This window comes from Paenibacillus sanfengchensis, assembly GCF_036864765.1.
Classification (GTDB): domain Bacteria; phylum Bacillota; class Bacilli; order Paenibacillales; family Paenibacillaceae; genus Fontibacillus; species Fontibacillus sanfengchensis.
The window spans coordinates 25,972-52,654 of record NZ_JBAGJC010000018.1; the positions used below are offsets into that span (position 1 = coordinate 25,972).

Consider the following 26,683-nt stretch of genomic DNA (forward strand, 5'->3'; position numbering starts at 1 on the left):
ATCAATTATTATTGGTATTTCACGACGAGCGCATTGCTGATTTTCCGGCCGGGCGTCGTTAAATACTTCCCGTTATAATAAAGCCCGCTCGAAGCGCCGCCATCGAGGTTCATCGCCTGATACGCTCCGGCCTGTCTCATGATTTGCGCCAACTGCGGCATCGTTGCCTTTTTGGTCGTAAGCAGGATGAGCTTGTTGTCGCGCGTGAGCCCTATGGCGCTGCGTGTGCTGCCGCCCTTTAAAATTTTCGGGTCGCGGAAGCCCTCGCCCCTGAGGTTCAGAGCCACTTTTCCGTCGGTGACGAGGCGTGGTCCCGCCTGCAGGGCGCCTTCCAGATCGCCCTCCGCAAAGAGGTCGTTGAACTTTGTGCCCGGAATCATTCCGGCAAGTAGGTTGTGATTGTAGGTGAAGACGGTACGCCGGTCGCCCGACGCTATCATTTGCAGCTTGCCGCCGCTGACGATATATCCGTACGGTGTTTTGTAGCTGTTTTTCGTGTAGGCATCGAAATAGGAGCCGTTAATGGCAACGATGGCTTTGCTGCGTTTGGCGATACTGCTCAGGCTTTCGACCTTCCCCTTCTGATTGCCGGCCATGACCACGTCCAGGTGCACGTTCGGATGCGCCAGAGAAATCGTAATCATTTTCACGGAAAAGTACTTGTTCCCGACCTTGAATGCCTTACGGGCGCTGACGATCGGGGACGCGGTGCTGGACAAGCTGCTCCGTTTCACGGCGGGGAGCGTTATTTTGAAACTGTCGCCGTCGCGGCTCAGGGTGAGCGCGGTAGGATTCCTTTTCCAGACCAGTGTGTAGCCCAGGTGTTCGCTCAAAAATTGCAGGGGCACATAAGTAGTCCCGTTTCCCCGGAACGGAGCGTCCGTTAAGGTGACCGTGGCGTCATTGACCTCCGCGAAGGTTTGTCCGACAAACACTTTTACGCGGTTTCGGGTATCCGTGATCTCAAAGCTTTTTTCGCTTTCGTTCCACAGCAGGGAGGTCTCAGGGTCCCCTTTAAGCGCGGAAACCGGCAGGAAGGCATGGTAGGTCTGGCCGTCGATCAACACTACGGACTTGGGCGCGGCGGCCGAAGCGGCGGTAAGCTGGGCCGGAACCAGGAAGGTCAGGGCCAAAAAGAGGAGGAGAAGCGGGATGAGTCTTGGTCTTTTCATGCGGGTCATAAACTCCTTTGATTCGATTATGCAGGTCATAAAGTCCCCTTATGTAATATCGGATCGACTCCACATTTTCGTTAAAAAAAATTCAACCCGCCGGTTTCCTCGGGAGGAGACCGGCGGGTTGAAAAGTCATGGGCAAAACGGTGATTCTATTCGCCTTTTTTGATATACATCTTGTCGTAATATTCTTTCAGCATTCGCTTGGTGGCGAAGGCTTCACGGGTCGTTCCGATACTTCTTTCCATCATCCGCACCCATTGAGCCCGGTTCTCGTAATAGGTCGGCAGTACGCTGCCCAACAGGGTGTCGTACAGGGCTTCGCAGTCGTGGCGGTCCTGCGCTTCGAAATCGGACGTCTCGAAGCCGCCGCCGATCTGCCAGCCGTTCTCCCCGTCTTGACAAGCCTCCGGCCACCAGCCGTCCAGAATGGAGCAGTTGAGCACGCCGTTCATCGCCGCTTTCATCCCCGAGGTGCCGCTGGCTTCCAACGGCCTGCGCGGATTGTTGAGCCAGACGTCCGAACCCCGGGTGAGCTGGGCACCGATCGTCATGTCGTAGTTCTCCAGGAAGACGACGCTTTTCGGATATTTCTTCATCATAGCGACCAGGCTGCCGATGATCCGCTTGCCGGTGTCATCCTGCGGGTGAGCTTTGCCGGAGAACACGATCTGAATGGTTCCGGACTCCAGGTAAGGACCGATCACTTCCGGCTTGGAAAAGATCAGGTCGCTGCGCTTGTAGGGAGCCGCCCGGCGCGAAAATCCGATCAGCAGGCGGTCGGGATCCAGCGGGATGCCGGTTCGCTTCTGGATGAAATCAAGCAGTTCCCCCTTGAGTTCCATATGGGCGCCCCACAAATCGCCGCCTTCCTCATAAGCGCGAGTGATGCGCTCGTCGACCCAGGTCTGGGGATGAATGGCATTGGTAATCCCGATGATTTCGGAGCGCCCCGAGACATCCTGCCACATCTTGTTCGCGGTTTCCGCGTGCAGCCGGGCAACCCCGTTGGAAATGCGGGACAGCCGGAGGCCGGCCACCGTCATATTGAAGGGGTTTCCTCCGACTTGCTCCATCTGCTCCCGGGTCAGTCCGTTAAAGGCCGACATATATTCAAGCCGCTCCAGCGGGTGCGCTTCGTTGCCTTCCCGGATCGGGGTATGGGTCGTAAAGACGACCTCCTCCCGTGTCGCGAGCCAGGCTTGCTCAAATGTGTTGCCGGCGCTCATTTTCTCGCGGATCAGCTCCGTGGCGGCCAGGGCCGCATGCCCTTCATTGAAGTGGTACACCTCCACGGGGATCTGAAGGGCCCGAAGCGCCCTCACCCCGCCGATTCCCAGCACGATCTCCTGGGCGATCCGCTCCTCGCCGAACCAGCCGTACAGCTGTCCGGTGATCCAGGAATCCGCGTTTTCGGGAATGTCCGTATCCAGCAAGTATAGCGGGTTGTTTCCGAAACTTTCCGTTTTCCATACCTTGCATAGGACGTCGACGCCCCGAATTTTTACACTGACTCTAACGCCCGTGTCCTCGAGAAAATCATAATCATAGTTATGGTAGCTGTCATAAGGCTTCCCGTGTTCATCAATTCGCTGGTCCGTATAGCCTTGCTTCCATTTGATGCCGATCCCGACGATGGGCGCGCCGATATCTTTGGCCCCTTTGAGGTAGTCCCCGGCCAGGATGCCCAGTCCCCCGGCGTATATTTTAAAATCGGAATGAAGCCCGTACTCCATGCAGAAGTAAGCGACGGTAGGCAATTTCAATTCGTTCATGAGCAGCCTCCTTCGGATATATAGCACATCATATGCGGGGGAATGGAGAGGGGGAGTTAACGCGAAAAAAAATGGGCTTGACCTCATCCATGAAAGCGGTTATATTGGGAATGTAAACAATACGTTATATAACGTTATATAAAAGGAGAGATTACAGATGAACGTATCAAAAGTCATTAGCACGATTCATGAGCAGACCAAAAACGGTATCTCGGAGGTTTATCTGGTCGCCTGCGGCGGATCCCTGGTAGATATGTATCCGTCCAAGTATTTTCTGGAGAGCGAGGCCCAAAAAGTGGTTACCGGGCTTTATACCGCCAATGAATTTGTCCATGCTTTGCCGAAACGCTTGAACAAGGACTCCGTGGTCATCGTTTGCTCTCATGGCGGCAATACGCCCGAGTCGGTTGAGGCGGCCAAAGTGGCCAAAGAGAACGGGGCGCACACCATCGGTTTGACACATAATAAGGAAGCGGGGCTGCTGAAATACACCGACCATCCTTTCTTGTACGAGTGGGGCGAGGACAGCGATGTGAAAAACAATCCGATGGCGATCATTCTGGAATTGGTCGTAGAAATCCTGAACGTGACGGAAGGGTACGCCCATTACGAAGCGTTCCGGAACGGCATTCACAAGATCAACGGCATTATTGTGGAAGGCAAGAAATTGGTGGCTCCCCGCGCCAAGGCATTCGCGGAAAAATACCGGAGCGAGGATTTGTTCTATATTTTGTCCAGCGGAGCTTCTTACGGACATGCTTACGGGTTTGCCATCTGCTCTTTGATGGAAATGCAGTGGCTTAATGCGGCTCCGATCCATTCCGGTGAATACTTCCACGGTCCGTTTGAAGTGACCGATAAAGAGACGCCATTTATCTTGATGATGAATGAGGGGCGCACCCGCGCATTGGATGAACGCGCTCTGACCTTCCTGAATAAGTATGCGGCAAAAGTGGAAGTCGTGGACGCCAAGGAACTGGGATTGAACACGATCGCCGATGAAGTGGTGGAATTCTTCAACCCCGTCCTGTTCTACAGCATCTTGTGCGTATACCGCGAAGAGCTGGCGGACATTCGCAATCATCCGTTAGAGACTCGCCGCTACATGGGGAAAGTGGCATATTGAACTGAAAACAGGGGTGATATAGCATGAAAGTTTTGGGGATTGGCGATAACGTTGTAGATAAATATGTTCACTTGGGTGTGATGTATCCGGGAGGCAATGCGCTGAATTTCAGCGTGTTTGCCAAGAAACTGGGGGTGGACGCGGCTTTTGTCGGCGTGTTCGGAGATGACCGTGAAGCGCGGCATGTCGAGCGGACCTTGAAGGAACTGGAAATCGATATCAGCCTGTGCCGCCATCACCACGGCGAAAACGGTTGTGCACGCGTTACGTTGGAGAACGGGGACCGAATTTTTCTGGGGAGCAATGAAGGCGGCGTTACCCGCTTGAATCCGCTGCGGCTAAGCGAGGAAGACAAGGCCTATATCCAGGGGTTTGCCGTGATGCATACCGGTCTTTACAGCCATACGGGGCATTTACTGCCCGAACTGCAAAGCCTCGGCGTTCCAATTTCCTTCGATTTCTCCGATGATTTTGATGAGGCTCAGGTTGAACAGCATATTCCTCATGTTGACTTCGCCTTCTTCTCGTGCAGTCATCTGAGCGAGGAGGAAACGATTCGTTATATTCAATCCAAACGGGGCCGGGATGGGCAAGTGATTGTGGCTACCCGCGGCGGCGACCGGGCTGTCGCTTTTGACGGATCGCGCTTATATTATCAGACTCCGGAGTTGGTGGAGGCCGTGGATACAATGGGAGCGGGAGATTCATTTATCGCAGCGTTTCTGCTCCGCTATCTTAAGGACCGCAACATCCAGGCGGCGATGGAAGAGGGCTCCAGGTTCGCCGCGGCCAGTTGTCTCGTGGAAGGGTCCTTCGGTTTCGGAGTATCCTACGAATGACGGAAATGGCGTTAAACCATCTTCTTGTATAATCCGGTAACGTTTGATACGCTTTAAGCAAGAGTCTATAACGTTATAGTACAAGAGAGGGTCCTATGTTAAATTCTGATCATCCTGAACCATTATATATTCAACTCAAAAAAGCGATTCAAGCAGCGATTCATAACGGAATTTTTCAGCAAGGGGAGAAGATTCCCACAGAGACGGAATTGAGCGATCGTTATAATGTCAGCCGCATCACCGTTCGCAAGGCCGTTGAAGAACTGGCGCAGGAAGGATATTTGACCAAGCGGCAGGGGAAAGGAACCTTTGTAAGTCATCCCAAAATCGGGCGGAAGATTGAGCACGTGATCGGATTTACTGCGGCGTGCGAGGCGAACGGACTATCTTCGCACAGCAAGGTGACCCGAAAGGAAATGATCGTTCCCGACCCTGAACTGGCGCGTGCCCTGCAACTGGCGAAAGGAGAGAAGGCGATCTATATTCAGCGCAAAAGATATGCCGGCGACAACCCGCTGATGCTGGAGAACAACTACTATCCGGAATCGCGGTTCTCGTTTCTTATGGACGAGACGCTGGAAGGCTCGCTCTACGATCTGCTGCGGGATAAGTACGGAATTGATCCGAACCGGCCCGGGGAGTCGACGCTGGAAATCGTGCTGGCGGACGAAGATAAGGCGCGTTTATTGGAAACCTCGATCGGAAAGCCGCTTTTTTACTTGAGAACGATGATCTACGACCAGCGCGGATTACCGGTGCACGTCGGAAAACAGTTCATGATTGGAGACAGATATCAGTTTACCTTGTAGACGTTCCGTCCTTTTGCCGAAAACACCATAACCTTCTTTTCCCTGATGAAGGGGAAGGTTGATCCCTAGAACATAACGTTATAATACGTATGGTAGAAGGACGGAGTTTTTCAAACAATATGCAGCCCAAAAAACGAGCTTTAACGAGCTTTCATGAAATAGGAGGGGTGAACATGCAAGCTTCCAATGCCACAAGGACGGCATTTGCCGATCTCGTCCTCGTGTCGGATGCGGTCTTCACCGGGAAGGAACCTGTGGCGAGACCCGGATTTGTTGCGGTGAAAGGGGATAGGATTGCCGCGGTTGGGCCAAAATCGGGATTTCGGGAATGGATCGGGCCGGACACGAGAATATATGATTTCAAGGATGAATTGATTATGCCCGGAATCCATGACAACCATGTGTTTTTTACCGGCTATATGTCGATGCATCGAGGCCTGGACTTGTCCAAGACAACCTCTGTTCAGGAAGCGCTGCGCATGCTGGTGAAATATGCGGACGCGCTTCCGGAAGGCAAAAATGTATACGCTTTCGGTTGGGATCGGGATAGTTGGGGGGAATTGCCGGAACAAGCATTGTTGGACGGTGCCTTTCCCGACCGGGCGGTGGTTGCCATCAACCGTTCAAAAAGTTATTGCTGGATGAACGGAGCCGCCATAGACAAGTATGGATTTAAGCCGGACGAATGCAGTGCGGAAGCGAGAGCCCGATTACTGAAAGAGATGCTCCGGGACAAGGAACTGGTGGAAGCCGAGTTTCTTCACTTCGCCCGTATGCTGGCGGAGCGCGGGGTGACCTCGATCAAGGATATCGGTTTTGATGATTACAGCGGTTTGCTGCCGGTCTTGACAAAATTGGAGGAGAGCGGGCGTTTACCCCTGCGCGTTCATTTTGCCCTGGAGCCTGTTTTGGAACCGCTTAACATTTCGTTTGGTCTTGAGTGCTGGGAGAAATACAAGGGAGACCAGCTTCGTTTCCAGGGATTCAAGCTCATGCTGGACGGCGTGGTGGCCGATCATACGGGCGACATGCTGGAGCCCTATGCCGATCTGCCGGGGATAACCAACCTGCGTCCGGTGGATTACGAGGCTATAGAAGCTGCGGTGCTGGAGGCCGATCGCAACGGGTTGAAATGCACGTTGACTGCCGAAGGCGACGCGGCGATCCGACGTGCGGTTTCCATCCTGGAAAAATGCCGGGAACAAAACGGGAAGCGGGATGCAAGACATTCGATCAGCGATCTGGAATATCCTCACCCGGAAGATCTGAAGCGGATGGCCGCGGCCGGAATTTTCGCGGAAGTGTACGCCCAGGTCCTACTGCTGAATCCGTCCTATGAAGATGCTTATATGGCGGAGGTGGTCGGGAAAGATAAGGAAAGCCGTTTTTACAATTATAAGAGCATGCTGGACGCCGGGGTCACGATCACCATCGGGACGGATCTCCCCCTGTTTATAACGAGCGTTCCGGATTCGATTTACGCCGCAAGCGCCCGGTTATTTCCGGATGCAAGTCCGCCCGGAGGATGGTACCCTGAAAAAGCGATGCCAGTGGAAGAAGTGCTTAAAGCATGGACGGTCAATGGGGCGAAACATTGTTTCATGGAAGACCGGACAGGCTCACTGGAGGCGGGAAAACTGGCGGATATCGCCGTTTTTGACCGGAACTTGCTGCAAACCCCGGCGGACGAGCTTAGGGAAGTCCGAGCGGTGTTGACCATTGCAGGCGGAGAAATCGTCCATGATCAACGCAGTTAGTTTGCCCTGGATAAGACATCTTATAATGTTATATTTTGTGAATAATCCAATTCCGGAATGAGGGGTTAAGATGGAAACGGGAAAAAAGAGATTCAAATGGTCGCTGCCTCATAGCTATACCCTGATCTTCTTCATTATGATTTTAATGGCGGCGTTGACTTGGATTGTGCCGAGCGGGCAGTTTGAACGTCAGGAGGTCACTGTGGATGGAGTGACCAAATCGGTCATCATCCCCGGAACCTATCATTCGGTATCCAAGCAAAGCGAGGAAACCGATTTGCGCCAAGGGATTCCACAAATTTTAAGCGCTCCTATGGAGGGTGTCATCAATGCGGTCGATGTCGTTGCTTTTGTGCTTGTCGTAGGCGGCGCCTTTGGCATTATTCTCCAGACTGGAGCGATCGATCGCGGTTTGCTTGCGCTGGCCCGGCGGCTTAAAAGCAAAGGGATTTTGGTGATTCCGATCGCTATGGTGATCTGTAGCCTCGGCGGGTCGACCTTCGGGATGAGTGAAGAAATCATCCCGCTGTACGCGATCTTTATTTCGCTGATGTTTGCGCTGGGCTTCGATTCGATGACCGCCATATTGATTCTTTTCCTGGGAACGCAAATCGGTTATGTCGGCTCGACGACCAACCCGTTTTCCGTGCTTATCGCACAGGGAATCGCGGGGGTTCAAGGCAATCCGCAGTTGTGGCTCCGGTTTGTCGAATGGATCGTGTTTACCGGCATATCCATCGCCTTTACGATGTGGTATGCGCATCGGGTCAAGAAACATCCGGAGAAATCCGTTGTTTTCAAAAATGACCTGATTAACCGGCCGCTTTTTCTTAAAGAAGATACCGGGGAAGAAATCGGCTTCTCCCTGCGGGACAAGTTGATTATTTCCGGTTTTGTGGTCACGTTGGGACTGATTGTTTGGGGAATTCTCACGAAAGGCTGGTATATGACCGAGATCGGAGCGCTATTCTTTGCGCTTGGACTTTTTGCGGGTGTGATATCCAGAATGAATCAGCGCGAAATGGCGGAGAATTTTGTGAAGGGCTGCGGCGAGTTTGTTTATGCGGCCGTTATTATCGGATTGGCTCGGGGGATACTGGTGCTTGCGGAAAACGGCATGATCATCGATACGATCCTGAACTATCTCTCCGATTTGCTGAAAGGACTGCCGAATTACGCGTTTACCACCATCATGCTGCTTGTTCACAATATCATTACCTTCTTCGTGCCGTCCTCTTCCGGGGAAGCGGCCCTGACGATGCCGGTCCTCGCGCCGCTGGGCGATTTGGTCGGGATCAACCGCGAAGCGATCGTTACGACCTATCAATTCGGAAACGGACTGACCAACCTGATTTCTCCGACCGGCGGGGTATTGCTCGCGGGGCTGGCTATCGCTCGTGTCAACTTCGGGCAGTGGCTAAAAGTGATTATGAAACTCTTCATCGTGCTATGGGTCATCGCGGCCATTTTCTCGGCGGTCTCCGCTTTCGTGGGGATGTAATGCCCTTCGGAGGACAGCGGACAGGGGAATGAACGACCCGGGAACTGCAGGGAGTTTTTCGGCATTATATCTCTGCCCAGGGCTTCCGATTTTACGCGTTAGCCGTCGAAAAACTCCTCCCGCTGTTGTTCTTCCTCCGCGACCGCCTGGATTTCTTCGGGGCCGATTTGAAGATACAAATAACCGTCCTGCGCCTGTTTTTTCAGCGCCCGTTCTTTGATATATTTGGGGCTTGCTTCCCCGGCCTCTTCATCGTAGACCAGCAGAATTCCGTCGGTTTTTCGCAGCAGCAGTTCATCGCGGGCCGTAAACTGCCATCTTCCCTGGTAACCTTCTTTACTTACCGAGCCGTAATAATCGAGCCGGTGCACCAAATCGCGATAATACGTTTGTTTGTCCTCGTTCCACTGTTCTTCGGGGTGGCTGAAGGCCGTGATGATGGAGCATTTCAAATGTGGATATTCCTCCTTCAACTGGAGGGCGGCTTCGCAAGCCCACAGATCGACGCCGTACTGCCCGGGGGTGATTACCCATTCCAATCCGTCATCCAGGAGAGGTAGGAGCCGGTTGATGATGGCTTGTCTGATGAAAGGGATGCCTTTATGTTTATTGTTATATATACCGAGCTCGTGCGCACGGTAACCGGTGACCAGCAAGTTTTTCAACACGTTTCTTCCTTCCGTTCCGGGTTCTCTTCGTTAACATTATAAACCATACATGGCAGGATAACTTAAAAAAGCAACGATTATAGGTCGAAATTACCATATTATTATGATGATAATAAGCCGAAATGAGTCTTTTTGCCCTGTCATCCCTTTAGCGCATTGGGTAATATCGTTAGGAATACATATTCTAGGAGGATAAAGATTTGAAAAAATTAACAGCAGTATTACTGGGGGCAGTACTGGTACTTGGCATGACAGCATGCGGCAAAGAGAAGGCGGCTGAAGGCGGCGCTAATAAAGCGGCCAACGGCGGCGCAAATAAAGCCGCAGAAACAACTACGAATACGCCGGCGGAAACAAAGGTTCCTACTGTAGATGAGTTGATGGCGAAATCCACGGAAGCCAGCGAAAAGCTGAAAAGCATGTCCATGGAGGCCAAAATCAATCAAACGATCGTAATGAAACAAGGTGATCAATCGCAGGAACAAAAGATCGACATGACGATGAAATCGGATATTGTGAAAGAACCGATGGAAATGCATCAAGTGATCAACGTGTCCATGGGAGATCAAGGAAGCCAAAACGTGGAGCAATACATCACGAAGGATTCCGTTTACATGAATCAAGGCACAGGCTGGATGAAAGCTCCGGCTGAACAAACCCAACAATTGATAGACAGCCTGAAGCAATCGGCAAGCCCGGAAGCTCAACTGCAACAATTTAAGTCGATCGCCAAGGAAGCGAAAGTGGTTGAAGAAGGCGGCGAATATGTATTGACCGCGGATCTGTCCGGCGACGGCGTGAAAGATTTGGCGAAAAACCTGATGAATCAATCGGGCGGTCAAAATGCACAAACAGCGGCTATGCTGGAGCAAATGAACATCAAGAACATCAAAATTTCTTATGCCGTAAACAAAGACACATTCCTGCCAACGAAGTCCAATGTTACAATGGCCATGGACATGAGCGTGGAAGGACAAAACGTGACGCTTGACATGGTGATGGACAGCACGATTTCCAAGTACGATGAGATCACGAAGATCGAAGTTCCTAAAGAAGTATTGGATAGCGCAAAATAAAAATCCAATGGTGCAAAGCCGGAACCCAACAGGGTCCGGCTTTTTCCGGTGTACAAGCAAAAAAGCCCTGCGGCAGAGCCGCGGGGCTTATCCAACGAATGACAACGGTTTCAACTATCCGTGTATGGACATTAGCGTGAACGCGATATAGAAGACGGCGTAGAAAATACCCAAACCGATAATCCAACCGAATATGCCGCTTTTGGTTTTACTGCTTCCAGGTTCCCACATAGAGAGTCAGCTCCTTTTTCGCAGTGCAGATATAATTTGTGAACATTTTGTGTCTTATTTATATTATTGAACATTTTGTGTCTAAAATCAAACATTTTTTTGAACTTTATTTAAAATTTTTGATAAAAAAACAGCCCAAGGATTTCTCCGTAGGCTGCGATCCCGCTTATCTCTATTTTTTTTGCGGAACAAATCCTTCTTCGGCCAGATATTCCCCGGCCTCCTCCCGCGTCTCAAACACCATTTCCAAGCTCTGTCCGGCAAAAATGTACCAAAGATCGTCTTCGTATTTCAGGGTCAGCACCGCTCCGTCGGCGTTCCGCCAAAGGCCTCCCGGCGTATCTTTGAATGAATCGGAAGGGAGGGGATCCTCAAGTTCGTCGGTTTCCCGGTCATCGCGCACGGATAGGGAGCGGATCGACCGCTCCAACAGATCACGCAGTTCTTGTTCGGTAAACTCGCGAATATTTACATAGCCTTTATCGTCCGTTTCATATCCCTCCAGCAAGCCGGCATACACGTATCCGTTTCCATTGGGATGAAGATGGTAAGCTACCGTTTTTTTATCGTAGACACTTTGCTCATACTGGTAATTCACGCGTCCCAGCGACACATTTTTTCGCTCCAGCTCCGGGTAGGAGTCCAGAATTTGCAGCTTCTGTTCAAATGTAAGCATGATTCGCCTCCGCCGTCATATCGTCTTTTTCGCAAACAGCTTCAGTATAACGGATGGACCCGGGGAGAATCAAAGGAATTTGTTCTTGACGGGCAGCCGTATTTCACAAACCCGGGAAAAGGGTACATGTTATTTAGTATAGTTGTGAAGGAGGAGGAAACATGAGAGGGTCTGAGGCCAAAAAAGTGAAGTGGGGAATCATGGGGACGGGCACGATCGCCGAGCAGTTTGTGGCGGACTTGGTCCATACTTCAAATGGGGTCGCTTATGCCGTCGGATCGCGGCAGCCCGGACATGCCGCGGTTTTTGCCGCGCAATTCGGAATTCCGCGGGCCTACGGAAGCTACATGGAACTGGTCAATGACCCTGAGGTTGATGTCATCTACGTCGCGACACCCCATCGCTATCATTTGGAAAATACACTGAACAGCCTGCGGGCGGGCAAAGCCGTCCTGTGCGAAAAGCCGATTACCGTGAACAGCCGGGAACTGGACGTGCTGGTTTCGGCCGCCCAGGAACGTGGACTGTTTGTTATGGAAGCGATGTGGACGCGGTTCCTGCCGCCCATGCGCAAAGCCATGGAGTGGATACAATCCGGCCGCATCGGGGAGGTCCGCCTGGTCCAGGCGGAATTCGGCATCATGGCCGATTGGGAGCCGGAAGGCCGGCTGCTGAACCCGGAGCTGGCGGGCGGGGCCCTGCTGGACGTGGGCATTTATCCGGTCGCTTTTGCCTCCATGGTATTCGGTACTCTGCCCCGGGAAATCTGGAGCACGGCCCGGATCGGCGAAACCGGAGTGGATGAGCAATTCTCGGCTCTGCTCACCTACCCCACGGGAGGTATAGCGTCCCTGCACGGGGCGATCCGGCTGGGTCTCCGAAACGAAGCGGTCATTCACGGGACGAAGGGATGCATTGCGCTTCCCTCGATCAATAAGGCGCCTTCGGTCACGCTGTACATCGGCGGGGAAGCCGTGGAGACATTTGCGGACGAGCGGAAAGGCAAAGGGTACGAGTACGAGGCGGAAGAGGTGGGCCGCTGTCTTGTGGAAGGCCGGACCGAAAGCGCGCTGATGCCGCTTGCCGCTTCGATGCAGGTGATGGAACAACTGAGCACGATTCGCACCCAGTGGGGACTGCGGTACCCTTTTGAATAGCGATAGAAGAAAAGTTGGTGTTCCGTTTATCCTGCTGATAGAATTAATATAGTCACAATGAAATTATTGTCAGGAGGGAAACTCTATCGTGGAAAAAGCGGGCGGAACAATCAAATGGGGAATCATGGGCACAGGATGGATTGCCGAGAGGTTCGCCGAAGATTTGGCTTACGTCGGAAATGGAGAGGGTTTGGCTGCAGGGTCGCGGACGATTGAAAGCGCTAAGAAGTTTGCGGATCGATTCGGCTTGCCCCGCGCTTACGGCAGCTATGCGGAATTGGTGGAGGATCCGGATATCGATGCGATCTATGTGGCAACGCCGCATCCTTATCACCGGGAGAACGTGCTTGCCGCTCTGAATGCGGGTAAAGCCGTCTTATGCGAAAAGCCGTTCACCGTAAACAGCGCCGAGTTGGAGCCGCTTGTGGACGCGGCGAGGCGGAAAAAGCTCTTTTTGATGGAGGCGATGTGGACCCGGTTTTTGCCGCCGATCGTCCAGGTCAGAACGTGGCTTGAGGAAGGGCGGATCGGCGAAGTGAAGCTGCTTAAAGCCGAATTCGGTTTCCGCAGCGACTGGAATCCCGAAGGCCGCCTGTTGAATCCGCAGCTCGGAGGCGGAGCGTTGCTGGATGCGGGCATTTACCCGGTCTCTTTCGCGTCGATGATTTTCGGAACGAAGCCGGAACACATTTGGAGCAATGTCCATCTTGGGCAGACGGGCGTCGACGAGCACTTCTCCATTCTGCTGGACTACGGCCAGGGGAAAACCGCCTCCCTGCACGGAGCCGTCCGGCTTGCGTTGACGAATGACGCCTATATTCACGGAACGGAAGGCTCCATTTATATTCCGTCTTTCCTGAACGCGAAGGAAGCCTATCTGCGGGTTGCCGACCAAGAGGAAATAAAATTCACGGACGACCGGTTGTCCACCGGATATGCTTTTGAAGCGGAGGAGGTGGGCCGCTGCCTTCAGGCAGACCTGAAGGAGAGCCCGTCCATCACGCTGGAGGAATCGCTCGGAATTATGAAGCTTCTTGACGAAATCCGTGGGCAATGGAATTTGAAATATCCGTTCGAGTGAAAAAATAAACGGCAGCCGCGGCTGCCGTTTTCGTTTTATTCTCTGGTGTGCTGCATCAGCGATTCGACAAAGCTTTTCATCTGCTGGCTGGCCTCGTTCAGTTGTTCGATGACCGTCATGAACTCCGTGACCAGAACGGCCTGCTCTTGCGAAGAGTGAACGATTTGCGAAAAATCGGTTTCCAGCCGGCGGATGGAGTCTTGAACATTGGTTAGCGTCGAGGAAATATTGGCGGTGGCCTCTTTCGTGCTGACCGACAATTTGCGGACTTCCTTGGCCACTACCCCGAAGCCGGCCCCGAGTTCACCGACTCTGGCCGCTTCGATCGCGGCGTTTAGCCCAAGCAGATTGGTCTGCTCGGAGATCTCTTTAATAAATCCGATGGTATGATTAATCTCCGAGGAGTTTTCCACGGTTTGCTTTGTATTGGCCAGCATGTTCTCGCTGGTGGCCGTCAGTTCTTCGGAATGGGCGGCCACGGTCTGCACCATATCGATAAGGCGGCCCGCAATGGACTCCATCATCAGCATGTTCTCTTCCAGCTTCAATTGGTTCTCCATGGACTGGGCGGTAGCCAAAGCTCCGATGATGGTTCCGTGCTCATCCCGGACCGGGATGGCGGAAGCCAAGATTGGAATTCCGTAAATATCCGCAGGAAGTTGGGTGGAAGAGATTTGACCGGCCAGGGCGGTTCTCAGGTTTCGGTCGTCCGCCGGAATAGGATCACCGGGCTTGATCTGAAAATCGATAGCCTGAGAGGGTTCATAGAGCAGAAATTTTTCGAGATCGGTGATTCCGATCATAATGTCGCCCTTAATCATTTTTTTCATGTAAGGGACCGAAGCGACTAGGCTATGCAAAATACTCATCCGCTGATCAACCGCCTATTCATTAATTTTTAAATAGATTATATAGTACATTCCGAAACGGTGACAATATTCGATATTTTTTGACTATCCCCGGCTTAGGCATAGGACGGGCTTGAAGGGAATAAAATGATGCGAAAGACGGTTTGCTAAGGGCCATGAAAAACAGGAAGCAGCCAAAGGCTAGGAACTTGTGCTCGAATGGGGCCAGGCTGCTTCCTTGTTCACTGTGACGACACAATACAACGGGTTCGAAACGGGATAAACTCAAACTCATTTGGCTTTTGCACCGGTCTGACCCGCCGGGCTGGCGCCGTCGATGCTTTCTTCGAGATTTCTGACTTGCTCGGATAATTCTTGAATCGTAGAGTTCATGGTATCCAGCTTTTTACCGACGGTTTCAAGTACATACTTGATGAGGATAAAGCACAGCGTGACGGGAAATCCAACATTCGCCACCATCGAGACAATGTCCGTGACCTGCATGTTCAGGGCCTCCTTTCTCTGAAAATTCCCTTTCACTTATATAGAGAAAAAAATTGTCCACTTTGACAACCAATAATTAGAAAAAATGTTATAATTGAAATTATCTCGCATATTAATGGTTGTAAGTTCAACCTTCACATTTCCCTATACATAGAAGATGAAGATGGAAGGGGGAGGTTAATTTGAAGGAACAACCAACCGTGTATGAGCAATATCGGAAAGAAGTTTATCGGATCGCCTGGAGGGTACAGTACAAAGCCAAAGTTGTGAAAAGACGGGAATGTTCATTCAACGGATTCGAACCGGCCGTATCCAGTTTTACCTCATCTTCTGATGACAAAATGTTGATCCGTCAGCTGATCGATGCCTTGCCTTCGAGTACGGGGCGTTTGATCATTTATAAGCTTTATTTGCAAGACAAGACCGAGCGTGAGGTAGCCCTTGAATTGAATATGACTCAGCAAGGGGTGAACAAATGGAAGCGCAAAATGATCCAAGAGTTGTCCCGGATGATGAGTTCCTGACCTTGCTTCATCGGGCGAAGCAAAACGACCCGGAGGCCGTACTGCAACTGCTTGAGCTGTATAGAGGGGATATCCTGCGAGTCAGCAAGTACATTCATTCGCCGGCCGAAGATGCGGTATCCGATATCATTCTGGAATTTCTGGAATTGATCAAGGAGAAGGAAGAGCAGGACAAGTGAAGAAGAAGGTTTATGCTGCCGCCGCGACGAGTTCGGCGGCTTTTTTTGCGCCGCCGGCGATGTCCGGGGTTTAAAAGGGTGCCGATGCTGCTCCCGTGGGCGAAATTCCTGCAAAAATGCAGGCTTTGGATCGGGGATTTCAAATAGATAAAGAATTCCTGCAAAAATGCAGGTATTTTCGTAGGAATCAGCCTGCCGGGCCGTTTCCCTCGAAAAAGGATGCAGATTCGCAGAAATTTGCCGGAAAGTCCTGACCCGGTCCATCAAAGCCTGCATTCTTGCAGGCTTTTGTAAGGCTGGGCAAAAGGAACAAGCCCGGATCTAATCCGGGCTTGTTATCCAGACTGGGCGGCTTACTTCAAGCCGTCCCCGGTTTCGGGGGCCGCCGGAGCTGCCGGGGCCGCCTCTACAGCAGGCTCGGCCGGCGCTTCAGGCTGCCCGCCGGTCTTAGCGGGCGCCTCGCCGGCTAGCGGCCCCTCCGGCTCCGCGTCCGCTTCAGGGGCGGCAGCCGGCCCCGCAGGTGTTTCCACCGCCGGAACCGGCGGCTCTTCCGGCTCAGCGCTCACTTCCGGCGCTTCCGGGGCCACTGGCTGCTCATCTGCCGGAACCGGCGGCACCGGCACATACGGCTTCACGACCAGCGCGCTCGCCGTGAAGGTGTGCCCCCGGTATTCAGCCGTCACGGAAGTGAGCCCCGGCTTGAGGCCAAGGAGAAAGCCGCGCTCATCCACTTGAGCGATTTCGGGATCGGCGATCGTAAACCGGGTTTCCCCGTTCACGATCGAGGTATGCCCCGACTCGTCGGTAAAGAGGGCTTCGGTATCCAGTTCACTGCCGATCATCAGCGAATAATCCTCCGAGTCCAGGTAGAACCGCCCCTGCGTTTCGCCAGGGATGTCCGTCACCGTTACCGGCAGTCTTGCAGAGAATCCGGAATATTCGGCGACGATTTCCGTCGTCCCGTGGGACAGGCCCGTAACGAAGCCGTCGCGATCCACGGCGGCGATTTCCGGATTCAGCGAGGTGAATCCGACCTGGTTCGTGATGACCGACGCGGTTCCATCCGCATAAACCGCCTCTACGACGCTAGGCTTGCGTTCGCCGACGCCAAGCTCCAGCGCCGGATCCGTGAACCGGAGTTCCTGCAAATTCGCCGTCGGCCCCTCGCCTTTGCCAGTTACCTTGATCAGTTGCATCCAGTAACTTTCGTTTACTTTAACTTGACTCGTCATGAGAAAAGCGCCATCCGGGCTGTACGTACCTTTCTCGATATATCCCAATCCCGGGCCTCCAAACCGGAGATGTCCGGTCATATTCCCGTCGTGGTCTATCCGCAAAATTTGATACTGCGACGACGAAGTATACACATCCTCGCGGATGGTGTGGCGCCCAAGCAGAGCATAGCCATCCGGGGTCGAAACCAGCTGCTGGAAGAAATGCTCTCCCTCATCAAGCGGGTAGGTTTTCTCCCATTGGACCTCACCGTCCGGGTCCATTTTGAATACGAACGGCACCTGCTTTCCGTCTTGACGCGTCATTCCGGAGACCATATAGCTTCCGTCCGACGTCATCTGTATGGACCAAGCGGAGCGGCCGCTGCCGGGAAAAACTTGCTGTTTCTCCCATTGCACTTCGCCATTCGCGTCGACTTTAACGACCAAGGAGGCGTCGGAATCCGAATGCATCACACTGTCGATTTCACCCACCGCCAGCACGCCTCCGTCCGAAGTGCTTAATACTTCACTAAAGGACTGGTTATCGCCAAGCTTGAAGGTTTTATGCCATACTTCGTCCCCATTCCGATCTACTTTCATCAGGTAAGCTGGAGCCTCACTCCAGGAATTGGCGCCATAGCCCGTAAAAACAAATCCGCCATCCACAGTCTCCGTAGCGGATTCCGCATAAAAATGAGTATAGTCCGAAAGGTGGTAATAGCGGGACCACTCGACACTTCCCTGGCTGTCCAACTTGGCCAAATAAGGAATGTTTAAAGGTCTGGCCGTCCGGTCCGTCGCTGCTCCGCTCACCAAATAACCGCCTTCCCGTACGGGGATGATCCCTTGGGCCGAGACGCCGCCCATGTTGGGATCCCCTTTAACATCCAAGGTTTTCTCCCATAGGGGGCGACCACTTTCATCCACTTTTACGACGTATCCAAAAGAAGTTGAGTTGTTGCTTACGTCACCGACGGCAAGGTATCCTCCATCGGTAGCGGAGATAACCGAGTTTCCTTTTGAAGATCTAAATGCTTGTCCTAACTCGAAGCTCCACTCGATTTTCGGCGTGTCCGGCTGCTCCGGAGACGCGGCGGCCGCACCGGCTCCCGACCAAGCGGTCCAGGCCAGCAGGCAGCTAAGGGATATTGCGGTTAGTCTTTTCAAAAATTGCGACATCAGCAGTTCTCCTCTCAAAATGGTTATCAAGGAACATTACCCCATTCCATTATCAAGGAAGCTGAATGGATAGGGAATCCCGCAAAACGCTTATTTCCAGAAAGTTGAAAAATGGTCAAAAAGGGAGGGGGTGTGGGTCCAATTGGCTGGAAATTGCGGATTTAAGAAAATATCTTTAAATAATGGTAAAGCGGATTCGCACTCCCAAGAAATTTATGGTAATCTTTTATATACCTGCAACTGATTTTACTGGCACTATGGGGGAGATTGGTTGGGGAATTATGTAAAAGGGGAATATGTACCAAATGAAAATGAAGAAACAAACGGCGGCGGCAATTGCCCTGGCTGCGACACTTGTAACGGGTACCGTGCTGGCAAACAGTACTTTTGCTGCAGAGGCTACCAAAACGTTGAAAGCGGTATATAGCAATATTAAACTTGTTTACAATGGCCAAACTATCAGTTCTACATCCGGTCAGGAGCCATTTGTTGTCGATGGATCGACTTATGTACCAATCAGAATGGCAGGAGAAGCACTTGGAAAGTCCCTTTATTGGGATGCTCCCTCAAAGCAGATCAAGATTTCAGATCTAACGCCTCCGATAGACCAGGCTACGATTGATAGTTTAAACAAACAGATCAAAGACTTGGAAAGTCAAGTAACCAATTTGAAAAAAGAGCTTAGCGACGCGAATTCCACCCTTGCCACAAAGAATCAGACCATCGCTACATTGGAAACGCAACTTAATGCGCAGAAAAATTCAACCAGCAATGGGAATTTGGATAAATTAGAAGATAAGCTAAACAAAGATTATGAGGATTACTATAGCAGGCTAGATGCCGAAATATCGTTGTCCGGCGACAAAAATGATATCACTGTAAAAGTGGAAGTTGACGAAGATATCTGGAATGACTTGAACAGCAGCAGGAAGAAAAACTTTGTCCAAGCTATTGTAGATGACATCCTTCACGAGTTTAATCGTGCTGATATCAGTGGGACTGTGCGAAACGACAATTCCAAGAAATTAACGTCGATTTCCGTCAGCAGTTCAGGTAATGTCACCCTGTCTAGCAGCGGTGTGGCTGATGAGGATGACATGCTTGACAAGTTGAAGAAAAATTATGGCACTTATCGCGGAATACCGCTGTCCATAAGACTAACTGTGGATGAGGATGATGAAGAAGCTGTTGTAAAAGTCTATGTCGAGAAAGATGATTGGGATAGACTATCAAGCACCGACCAAAGCGCTTTGCTGAGAAGGATGATTGATGAATTGGATGATGAGTACAGAAATTATGATATCGATGGGTATGTATACGACGACGATAACAATGGAGTTCTGGACAAAAGAGTATAATAAATTACGGTAAGATTTTACGGCGATCGCGATGTTTTGAAGCGATCGCCGTTTTATTTTTGTGAATTTCTAAACCTTGCAGAAATACAGCCCTCGTACGAAAGAAGTCGGGGGAATCAAGGGAGGGCGGGAAGGAGGAACTAAAAAAACAATATGACTTAAGATTCAGATTGTTTCACTCGTGTTTGCGACTAAAGTTAGACGTTTTTTTTCGGATTCGTGAAGCCCGACAAACCAAGAAATCGCGCTGCAGGCTCTTTTTCATTCCGAGTTTCTTCCTATTAAAATGGAGACGAGTTTGGCGATGGCGGCCCTGGACTCGGCGTTGAACATCAATGTGAGTTTCCTCTTAGGCGGTCTAGGGCATTTTTGACATCCTCTGCATTTCTCACTAATTCTTGGCGACTGTTTGGTAAATCCTACTTTTTCCCTAGTTCCAGTAAAGATATGTCAAAGGGCCTTCCTATACTTGGAAATCGTCCTTCTAAGGTATTATTTCTTGGTTTTTGGATTGTCTGTGATATAGGTTACTTGTATAATAGCAAAAGCCAGGGAGGTAAAAATTACTAATTCCTGTGAAAAACCATCTACTAGCAGGTGAACTTATGAAATGGCTTATCGTATCCGGTGGATTTCATAGAATAGTGACAAGTTGCTTAAGCCGTAAAATGGAGTCGGTTCATCCGAACGGATTGGAATTGCAGGAGCTTCGGGAGTTTTTGTCCCGGGAAAATCCGGTGGTGGACGGCGTGTTGATCACGGATGAAGCCTTCTCCCGGAGGCCCGGGCAGGATCGGGAAGATCTGACGACTTTGCTCCGGTGGATCGATAACGGAAGAAAACCCGGGATTCCGGTCCTGATCGTGACGCGGGATTATTTGAAACCTCAGGAACTGGCGCCGCTGACTAAAGAATATACGAACATAACGCTGACCGTTTCCGACCAGGTGCGGATTCCGCCCGAGGTTTTCACGGAGGCGATGGATCAGCAAGGCAATAAGAAACCAACCGATATACATAGATCTGTTAAATCAGAACCCCAGAGTGTTACCGAGGATTCCGGAGAGAATAAGCCCCCTGAGAAAAAAAGATCGTTCTTCGACCGTTTCCGCTCCAAACCGGAGCCGAAAGCCGAACCGGAGGCGACGGACCGCCTGACCCGGGATTTGCTCAACGTCAGCCGGGGAATCAGCCGCGTTGCCGCCATTACGGGCCATCGGGGAAGCGGATTGACCAGCACGGTCGTCAATTTGGCCCATGAAGCCAGCAAGCGGGGGCTTAGTACGATCATCATCGATATGGATGCGGAGTACCGCAGCACGAACATGTATTTCAGCCGCTTTCATGAGCGGACGAACAAAGACGAGCAGATGAGCGCTTCGCTAATCCGCACGCTGGCCAGACCGCAGGACTATATGACCACCGCTTTTAATATCAAAGACAACTTTTGGTTGACCGGACTGGGCTATTCTTTTCATGACCGCAAGTTAATGGAACAGTTTTATACAACGGAGAAGCTGATCGGTCTGATCTCCGTCCTGCGAACCAAATTTAATCTCGTTTTGCTCGATATGCCGCTCGATCTGTTCCGGATGTTCCGCGAATCGATGATTCACATGGATCTGTTCGGTCTCTGCGTACCGAACAATCTCCACGCCGTGCTGAGCACCATCCGGAACGTGGAGGTCGTCATGGACCAGGAACGCGCGTCTTACCTGAACGCCAAATCCAAGGTCATCGTGACCAAATACAATGACCGTTCCCGGTTCCAGGACAGTTTGTTCGCTCCGGATAAGGTAAGCGAGCTGCTGACCTCCGGGCTAAGCGACTACTTCCGTTACGAAATGAAAACGGCGGGCTCCGTCCCCTACAGCGACGGGTTCGACAGCCAGATCGAAACGGATATCCCCGCGATCCAGGCGGGCGCCGAGTATGAGAAGGCTTTTGGCCAAATGCTTCTAAGATTAATGGAGGGTGCGTAACTCATATGGATTTAAGTACAGTAAAAAGCGTCTCCCCGAACAAAAAGCTGTTCAAGAAAATACTCGCTTTGCTGTTCAGTATCGCGGTCATCGTCATTTCCTTTATCGTGTTGAACAAAGCGAACGAAGCGGCCAAGGATACCGTCGAGGTGCTGCGAATCAAGCAGGATGGCGGAGTCGCGGCTTACGTGCCGCTGTCGGAGAAGATGATCGAGAAATATTCGCTTATCCGCAAGGAATACACCGAGGATATGATCCTGGCGGAGGACCTTGAGGAAGTGAAGGATAAGTTTACGAAGTATTACATGCGGGACAAAAGCATTCTGTACAAGGACCAGCTGATGGCGGAGAAGCCGCAGCAGAACGAATGGCTGTACCAGTTGGACGATAAGCACGAGGTGTTGACTCTGCCTTACAACTTCCTGGAAGCCGGCGGCGACATCCTGATGCCGGGGGACCGGGTCAGAATCCGCGTATCTTATGAAACCGAAACGAGCGGCGCGGGCACGGGCAATCCGAATGCCGGGTTTCTGGCGTCCGGGACGGATGTCCGCACGGAGGTCTTGTTCGACAGCATTGAAATCCGCGATATGCTCAATTCCCGAAGCCACTCGATCTATGAGGTTTATAAGGAAGTGCTCAAGCTTAGCGAAGACAAGCGGCAGGAAGTGATGAAGAGCGAAGATTTCCTGAAGAGCATTCAGCCCAAGTCCTTGCTGCTGGAGGGCTCGCGGGAGCAAATCGACAAATTCGCCAAGTATAACGGCTTTGAAGGGAAGCAGTATCTGATCACGATCCTGAGCCGGAAGAACAGCCAGGTCATTCTGGACCAGTTGCCTACTTTGCAAAACGAGGTGGAATCATGGCTCGAAACCAAGGATTGAACCTGGATGAGGTGCTGAATAAAATATCGGCCAAGGACCGGGTCGGCTCGGAAATGCAGGAGAGCAGGCTCATCTACAGCGTGGTCGGCTTTCTTCCGGCCTGCGATATGGTCGACAACGCGCTTCTCATCAGCAACCTCGGCTATCTGTTGGGACAAAAAGGGCTGAATACCTGTATCGTCGATTTAAAAGTGTTTAACCCGAATCTGCATCATTTTCTGGACGCGCAGCCGAGCAAGAAAGGCAGCGGCCTGATCCGGGTGCTGAAGAGCGACAAGGTCGACTTCCGTGAGGAGATTCAGGCGACCAAGTACGAACGGCTGTATCTGCTGTCGCCGAGTCCGCATGATTTGATCGAGGAGTATCTCGACTTTGAGTTCGAGCATCTGGAACGGGTCATCGATACGCTGAAGAGCATGTTCGATATCATTTTGCTGGACATTCCGAACAATCCTCCGCTGGAGTTTTGCCTCGGGGCGATGAAGTATTCGCATATCGGCTTCTTTACGGCGACCGAGCGGATCGAGGCTTCGAGCAATATGGTGCGGATGCTGGATTTTGCCGCATCGGTCGGCATCAGCACCGCGAAATTCACCAGCGTGATTCTGATGAACATGCAGGATATCCATTACGATTACAAAGGGCTGAAGGAATTCGGCTTCAATATTGTGGCGGCGCTGCCGCTGGTCAAAGCGGCCTATGCCAGCGCGCTGGAAGGCAAACTGTACATCAGGGATAACCCGCTGGTCAACCGGTATTTTCTCAAGGATATGCGGCGTCTTGCGGATATCCTTGGCAACCAGTAAGGGAGGGACAACGAATTTATGCTCACCCGTGCGAAAATCAGCGACATGCAGCAGAAGGTAAGCCATCAGATCGTCAAAAAAGAAGAAATGGAAGATCTGAAAAACAAATATACGACCATCCAGTTTGAAGAAGCGCTGGAACTGTGTCAGAAATATATCACCAAAGTAGCGACGCACGCTTTCCGCCGGGAACACGATCCCGGGCGAAAGCGGGAAATGACGAAGGCCTATATCAATGAATTCGTCGATTCGCAAAAACCGGTTGTCGAAGGCTACTACGAGCTGGTGGAGCTGAAAAGAGCGCTGATCGACGAGATCACGCACTACGGCCCGATTACGAAGGCAATGGAAGACCCGTCGATCGATGAGATTCGGATCAACGGGACGGATCAGATCTTTGTGGAGAGCGGCGGGAAGACGGTTCCTTGGGAGCAGCATTTTATCGACCGGGAGCATCTGGAGCGGATCATCTCCAAGCTACTCGGCGTCTCCAAAGTGCGGCTGACGCCGAAGATTCCGATGGTCAACGCCCGGACGATCGAAGGATACCGGGTCAACGCCACGCACGCGGACATCTCGCCGTACGATATGCCGGCCGTCGTGATCCGGAAGTTCAGCAAGAAGAGTATTACCCCGGAAATGATGATCAAGAACGAATCGTTCTCCGTAAACATGTTCAAGCTGTTGTCCCTGCTGCCGAAGGCGGATCTGTCCTGGATTACGGTCGGGCCTACCGGGAGCGGGAAGACGACGCTGAACGAAATCATGGTCCGGGAGATCAATCCGCTGTCGCGGATCATTACGATCGAGAATCCGTCGGAAATGCGGCTGCAGCGGCGGGAGGGGAACAGTGAGCACGGCCGAATCATCAACGACGTGCTGCAGTATGAATCGGTTCCCGACGATGACGACGCCAGTCCGGCGACGATGGAGAATCTGCTGATCAACGCGATGCGGCAATCGCCGCACTGGATCGGCCCGGGGGAGCTGCGGACGCCGGGGGAATTCGCCACGGCGCTCCGGGCCGCGCAAACCGGCCACTTCTTCTTTACGACGCTGCACGCCGAGGGCGACCGCGAAGCGATCTACCGCTTCCTGACCGCGTACCTGATGGCCTCCAACGAGCCGGCCGAGCTGGCTTTGCGAAACATTTGCAGCGCCGTTAAATTTATCGTTTTCCAGGAAAAGTTGGCCGACGGAACCCGCAAAGTCACGTCGATCTCGGAAGTGCTCGGCTCCGAAGGGCTTGAGCCGATCGTCAATCCGATCTACAAGTTCATCTCGGAGGACGTGCTGGAGGAAGAAGGCACCCACCGGGTGCTGAAGATCATCGGCAAGCACAAGCGTGTCGGCATGCTGTCCGAGAAGATCCAGCAAACGATGATCAAAGCGGGGATCAAGCGCAGCCGCTTCGAGTTCCTGACTTCGCCGCCCGGGGAAGATGAGACAGAGGAGTACGGATTCCATGGATACAACTTCAATCATTAGTCTGTTCTTCGGCATCACCGCCTTTATCGTGTTCAACGCGGTGTTCGAAGTGCGGTTCTTTGAAGGGACCGGCCGTTTCTTTTTAGGATTGCTGGATACGCTGGCGGAGCACTTGGGCCGATACAATACGAAGCGCTATGTGGAGCGGATCAAAAAAGAACGGATCGTGAAGCGGAAAGAAAACGTGTACGCCAAGTACAACCGGCTCGTCGAAGGCTTGATTCTCGATTTCAATCTGCCGCTGACGCTGGAAAGTTTCACTTCCCTGCTCTGTATCTGTTTTGCCATCGTCGTGCTCGTCGTGGTTATTTTTATGCAAAATGTCACCTTGGCGGTTGTCGTTACGGTCGCCATTTTCATCGGACTGCTTACCTTCTTCGTCATGCAGTCGAAGGCGATCAAGGCGGAGAAGCTGGAGAGTATCATGGATGCCGAGGACATCATTTGTCCCTTGGCCCGGGAGGGCGTACTGGTCGCGATCAAAAAAGTGATGGAGAGCGAGGAGTACATCAAGCCCGGTATCCGGCCCTATTTTCAGCAATTCATCGATAACTGCGAAAATAACGGCTACTCGTTCAAACAGGCGATCACGCTGCTAAATCGGCAGCTCGGCCCGAAATTCGATAATTTCACCAAAAAAGCCATCGTGTTCGAGTACAACGAGCGCAAAGGGATGGCGGACATTTTTCTCGATATTGTCGATGAGAATGCGGTGCTTCGGGAAATCAACGCCCGCAAAGACCGGATTTTCCGCAAGATGAACCGGGATTTCCTGATCAAAACGATCATTATTGTCTTGTTCTTTTTGTACGCTTTAACGGTGGAGGATTTTCGCGATTTTATGCTCTACAGCACTTGGGGCAAGCTCATCAACACCGCGATGGTCAGCACCATCTGTCTCAGCTTCGCCCGTACGCAGGCGCTGCAGGGCAACCTGGGTCCGGGAAGTGATGGCAAATGAGTTTATTGGCTAAGCTTTGCGCACTCGTGGCGGTGATTTATCTGGTGAAGGCGTTCATTTACCCGTTCTTCCGGCCCGTAAACGCCCGGCAGAAGAAGCGCAACCGTAAATATTTGAAGGAACGGAAGAATGCGCAGCTGAATGATAGATTTAAGGTGTTCAAGCGCCGGTTCTCCGAGAAATACATCGGCCGGCTGCTCAGCACCGCGGAGCGCACCCGCTTCCAGAAGATGATCGACCGTCTGGATTTGAACATGAAGCCCGAGGAGCTGCGGGCGGAGCAGTTGTTCTATGCCGTGGGCGGCGGGCTGGTGACGATCGTGATGATGAGCGCCAACCAGCTGCTCGGTTACGTCTCGGCGATCTTTATTTTCCTCGGCTGGATGTACCCGGTCTCGGAGATGGAGAAGAAGATCGAGAAGAAGAACAAAAATATCGCGTATGACTTTCCGGGATTCTACAGTATGGTGTACTACCAGTACTCCAAATCGGTCAACATCTACCTGGCCGACGTCATCCGCGACTATCTGCCGAACGCCAACAAGGATATGGCCGAGGAGCTCGGGGTGATGCTCGACAATATCGAGTACGGCGAGGAATATGCGCTGAAGCAGTTGAAGAAGCGCGTACCGATTCACTACATCATCAAGTTTTGCGATCTGATGGAAACCCGGCTCAAAGGGTACGACAATATCTCGCAGATGGTTTACCTGAAGAATGAGGTGGACAGCTACCGCATCCTCGCCCTGGAGGAAGACCTGGAGCGCAGGCAGCGGACGAACTCGCGGATTCAACTCATACTGATCGTCGTGCTGGGGATTTATATCGCCATCTACTATTTATTCACCATTTTGGATTCGATAAAAATGTTCCAATAAATTGTCC

The 26,683-nt window shown here is 51.9% G+C and carries 24 protein-coding genes; 17 read left to right on the forward strand and 7 right to left on the reverse strand.

Going from position 1 to position 26,683, the window contains the following annotated elements; genetic code table 11:
- Positions 1-8 precede the first annotated feature (8 nt).
- Positions 9-1,172, reverse strand: coding sequence for a phosphodiester glycosidase family protein (locus V4U84_RS23955; protein ID WP_334078092.1), 1,164 nt, complete (start codon positions 1,170-1,172; stop codon positions 9-11).
- 155 nt (positions 1,173-1,327) lie between these two features.
- Complete coding sequence (gene glgP, locus V4U84_RS23960) at positions 1,328-2,950, reverse strand: alpha-glucan family phosphorylase (RefSeq protein ID WP_334078093.1); 1,623 nt, start codon at positions 2,948-2,950, stop codon at positions 1,328-1,330.
- 157 nt (positions 2,951-3,107) lie between these two features.
- Between glgP and V4U84_RS23965 the strand changes: the two genes are divergently transcribed.
- From V4U84_RS23965 to V4U84_RS23985, 5 genes are all read left to right on the forward strand, one after another.
- Positions 3,108-4,076: an SIS domain-containing protein gene (locus V4U84_RS23965; protein ID WP_334078094.1), complete on the forward strand. Its 969-nt coding sequence runs from the start codon at positions 3,108-3,110 to the stop codon at positions 4,074-4,076.
- Between the two features lie 23 nt (positions 4,077-4,099).
- A complete protein-coding gene (locus tag V4U84_RS23970) occupies positions 4,100-4,915 on the forward strand; it encodes a fructoselysine 6-kinase (protein WP_334078095.1) in 816 nt (271 codons plus the stop codon).
- Between the two features lie 95 nt (positions 4,916-5,010).
- Complete coding sequence (locus V4U84_RS23975) at positions 5,011-5,724, forward strand: GntR family transcriptional regulator (RefSeq protein ID WP_334078096.1); 714 nt, start codon at positions 5,011-5,013, stop codon at positions 5,722-5,724.
- Positions 5,725-5,897: 173 nt separating this feature from the next.
- Positions 5,898-7,481, forward strand: coding sequence for an amidohydrolase (locus tag V4U84_RS23980; protein WP_334078097.1), 1,584 nt, complete (start codon positions 5,898-5,900; stop codon positions 7,479-7,481).
- Between the two features lie 70 nt (positions 7,482-7,551).
- Positions 7,552-8,982, forward strand: coding sequence for a YfcC family protein (locus V4U84_RS23985; RefSeq protein ID WP_334078098.1), 1,431 nt, complete (start codon positions 7,552-7,554; stop codon positions 8,980-8,982).
- A gap of 98 nt (positions 8,983-9,080) precedes the next feature.
- Here V4U84_RS23985 and V4U84_RS23990 read toward each other — a convergent pair whose 3' ends face one another.
- Positions 9,081-9,647: an SLOG family protein gene (locus V4U84_RS23990; protein WP_334078099.1), complete on the reverse strand. Its 567-nt coding sequence runs from the start codon at positions 9,645-9,647 to the stop codon at positions 9,081-9,083.
- A gap of 203 nt (positions 9,648-9,850) precedes the next feature.
- Between V4U84_RS23990 and V4U84_RS23995 the strand changes: the two genes are divergently transcribed.
- Positions 9,851-10,726 (forward strand): DUF6612 family protein, encoded by an 876-nt coding sequence (locus V4U84_RS23995; protein WP_334078100.1) that lies wholly within the window; start codon positions 9,851-9,853, stop codon positions 10,724-10,726.
- Positions 10,727-11,129: 403 nt separating this feature from the next.
- Here V4U84_RS23995 and V4U84_RS24000 read toward each other — a convergent pair whose 3' ends face one another.
- Positions 11,130-11,633, reverse strand: coding sequence for a hypothetical protein (locus tag V4U84_RS24000; protein WP_334078101.1), 504 nt, complete (start codon positions 11,631-11,633; stop codon positions 11,130-11,132).
- A 161-nt stretch (positions 11,634-11,794) separates the two neighbouring features.
- On the opposite strand from V4U84_RS24000, the gene V4U84_RS24005 reads away from it, so the two are divergent.
- Complete coding sequence (locus V4U84_RS24005; RefSeq protein WP_334078102.1) at positions 11,795-12,790, forward strand: Gfo/Idh/MocA family protein; 996 nt, start codon at positions 11,795-11,797, stop codon at positions 12,788-12,790.
- A gap of 85 nt (positions 12,791-12,875) precedes the next feature.
- Positions 12,876-13,871 (forward strand): Gfo/Idh/MocA family protein, encoded by a 996-nt coding sequence (locus V4U84_RS24010; protein WP_416367295.1) that lies wholly within the window; start codon positions 12,876-12,878, stop codon positions 13,869-13,871.
- A 35-nt stretch (positions 13,872-13,906) separates the two neighbouring features.
- On the opposite strand, the gene V4U84_RS24015 is transcribed toward V4U84_RS24010, so the two are convergent.
- On the reverse strand, positions 13,907-14,740 hold the full coding sequence (locus V4U84_RS24015) for a methyl-accepting chemotaxis protein (RefSeq protein WP_334078104.1): 834 nt from the start codon (positions 14,738-14,740) through the stop codon (positions 13,907-13,909).
- Between the two features lie 270 nt (positions 14,741-15,010).
- Entirely contained in the window at positions 15,011-15,223 is a 213-nt protein-coding gene (locus tag V4U84_RS24020; protein WP_334073422.1) for a hypothetical protein, read from the reverse strand.
- Positions 15,224-15,405: 182 nt separating this feature from the next.
- Here V4U84_RS24020 and V4U84_RS24025 point away from each other — a divergent pair, with 182 nt between their 5' ends.
- Together V4U84_RS24025 and V4U84_RS24030 are read left to right on the forward strand one after the other, a co-directional pair.
- The gene (locus tag V4U84_RS24025; protein WP_334073423.1) at positions 15,406-15,747 is read left to right on the forward strand and encodes a sigma-70 RNA polymerase sigma factor region 4 domain-containing protein; all 342 of its coding nucleotides are present in this window, start codon (positions 15,406-15,408) and stop codon (positions 15,745-15,747) included.
- Positions 15,699-15,926 (forward strand): helix-turn-helix domain-containing protein, encoded by a 228-nt coding sequence (locus V4U84_RS24030; RefSeq protein ID WP_334078105.1) that lies wholly within the window; start codon positions 15,699-15,701, stop codon positions 15,924-15,926. The genes V4U84_RS24025 and V4U84_RS24030 overlap by 49 nt, the downstream gene beginning before the upstream one ends.
- A gap of 353 nt (positions 15,927-16,279) precedes the next feature.
- On the opposite strand, the gene V4U84_RS24035 is transcribed toward V4U84_RS24030, so the two are convergent.
- Positions 16,280-18,319: an Ig-like domain-containing protein gene (locus tag V4U84_RS24035; protein WP_334078106.1), complete on the reverse strand. Its 2,040-nt coding sequence runs from the start codon at positions 18,317-18,319 to the stop codon at positions 16,280-16,282.
- A 305-nt stretch (positions 18,320-18,624) separates the two neighbouring features.
- Here V4U84_RS24035 and V4U84_RS24040 point away from each other — a divergent pair, with 305 nt between their 5' ends.
- The 7 genes from V4U84_RS24040 to V4U84_RS24070 all read left to right on the forward strand — a co-directional run bounded on the left by V4U84_RS24040 (position 18,625) and on the right by V4U84_RS24070 (position 26,676).
- Positions 18,625-19,677 carry a stalk domain-containing protein gene (locus V4U84_RS24040; RefSeq protein ID WP_334078107.1) on the forward strand — a complete coding sequence of 351 codons (1,053 nt, stop codon included), beginning with the start codon at positions 18,625-18,627 and terminating at the stop codon, positions 19,675-19,677.
- 605 nt (positions 19,678-20,282) lie between these two features.
- A complete protein-coding gene (locus V4U84_RS24045; RefSeq protein ID WP_334078108.1) occupies positions 20,283-21,659 on the forward strand; it encodes a helicase HerA domain-containing protein in 1,377 nt (458 codons plus the stop codon).
- 5 nt (positions 21,660-21,664) lie between these two features.
- Positions 21,665-22,543 carry a CpaB family protein gene (locus V4U84_RS24050; RefSeq protein ID WP_334078109.1) on the forward strand — a complete coding sequence of 293 codons (879 nt, stop codon included), beginning with the start codon at positions 21,665-21,667 and terminating at the stop codon, positions 22,541-22,543.
- Positions 22,522-23,349, forward strand: a complete 828-nt coding sequence (locus V4U84_RS24055) for a hypothetical protein (RefSeq protein WP_334078110.1) — start codon at positions 22,522-22,524, stop codon at positions 23,347-23,349. The genes V4U84_RS24050 and V4U84_RS24055 overlap by 22 nt, the downstream gene beginning before the upstream one ends.
- 18 nt (positions 23,350-23,367) lie before the next feature.
- Complete coding sequence (locus V4U84_RS24060; RefSeq protein ID WP_334078111.1) at positions 23,368-24,837, forward strand: CpaF family protein; 1,470 nt, start codon at positions 23,368-23,370, stop codon at positions 24,835-24,837.
- The gene (locus V4U84_RS24065) at positions 24,815-25,798 is read left to right on the forward strand and encodes a hypothetical protein (RefSeq protein WP_334078112.1); all 984 of its coding nucleotides are present in this window, start codon (positions 24,815-24,817) and stop codon (positions 25,796-25,798) included. Before V4U84_RS24060 ends, V4U84_RS24065 begins: the two co-directional genes overlap by 23 nt.
- The gene (locus V4U84_RS24070) at positions 25,795-26,676 is read left to right on the forward strand and encodes a hypothetical protein (RefSeq protein WP_334078113.1); all 882 of its coding nucleotides are present in this window, start codon (positions 25,795-25,797) and stop codon (positions 26,674-26,676) included. The genes V4U84_RS24065 and V4U84_RS24070 overlap by 4 nt, the downstream gene beginning before the upstream one ends.
- Positions 26,677-26,683: the final 7 nt, after the last annotated feature.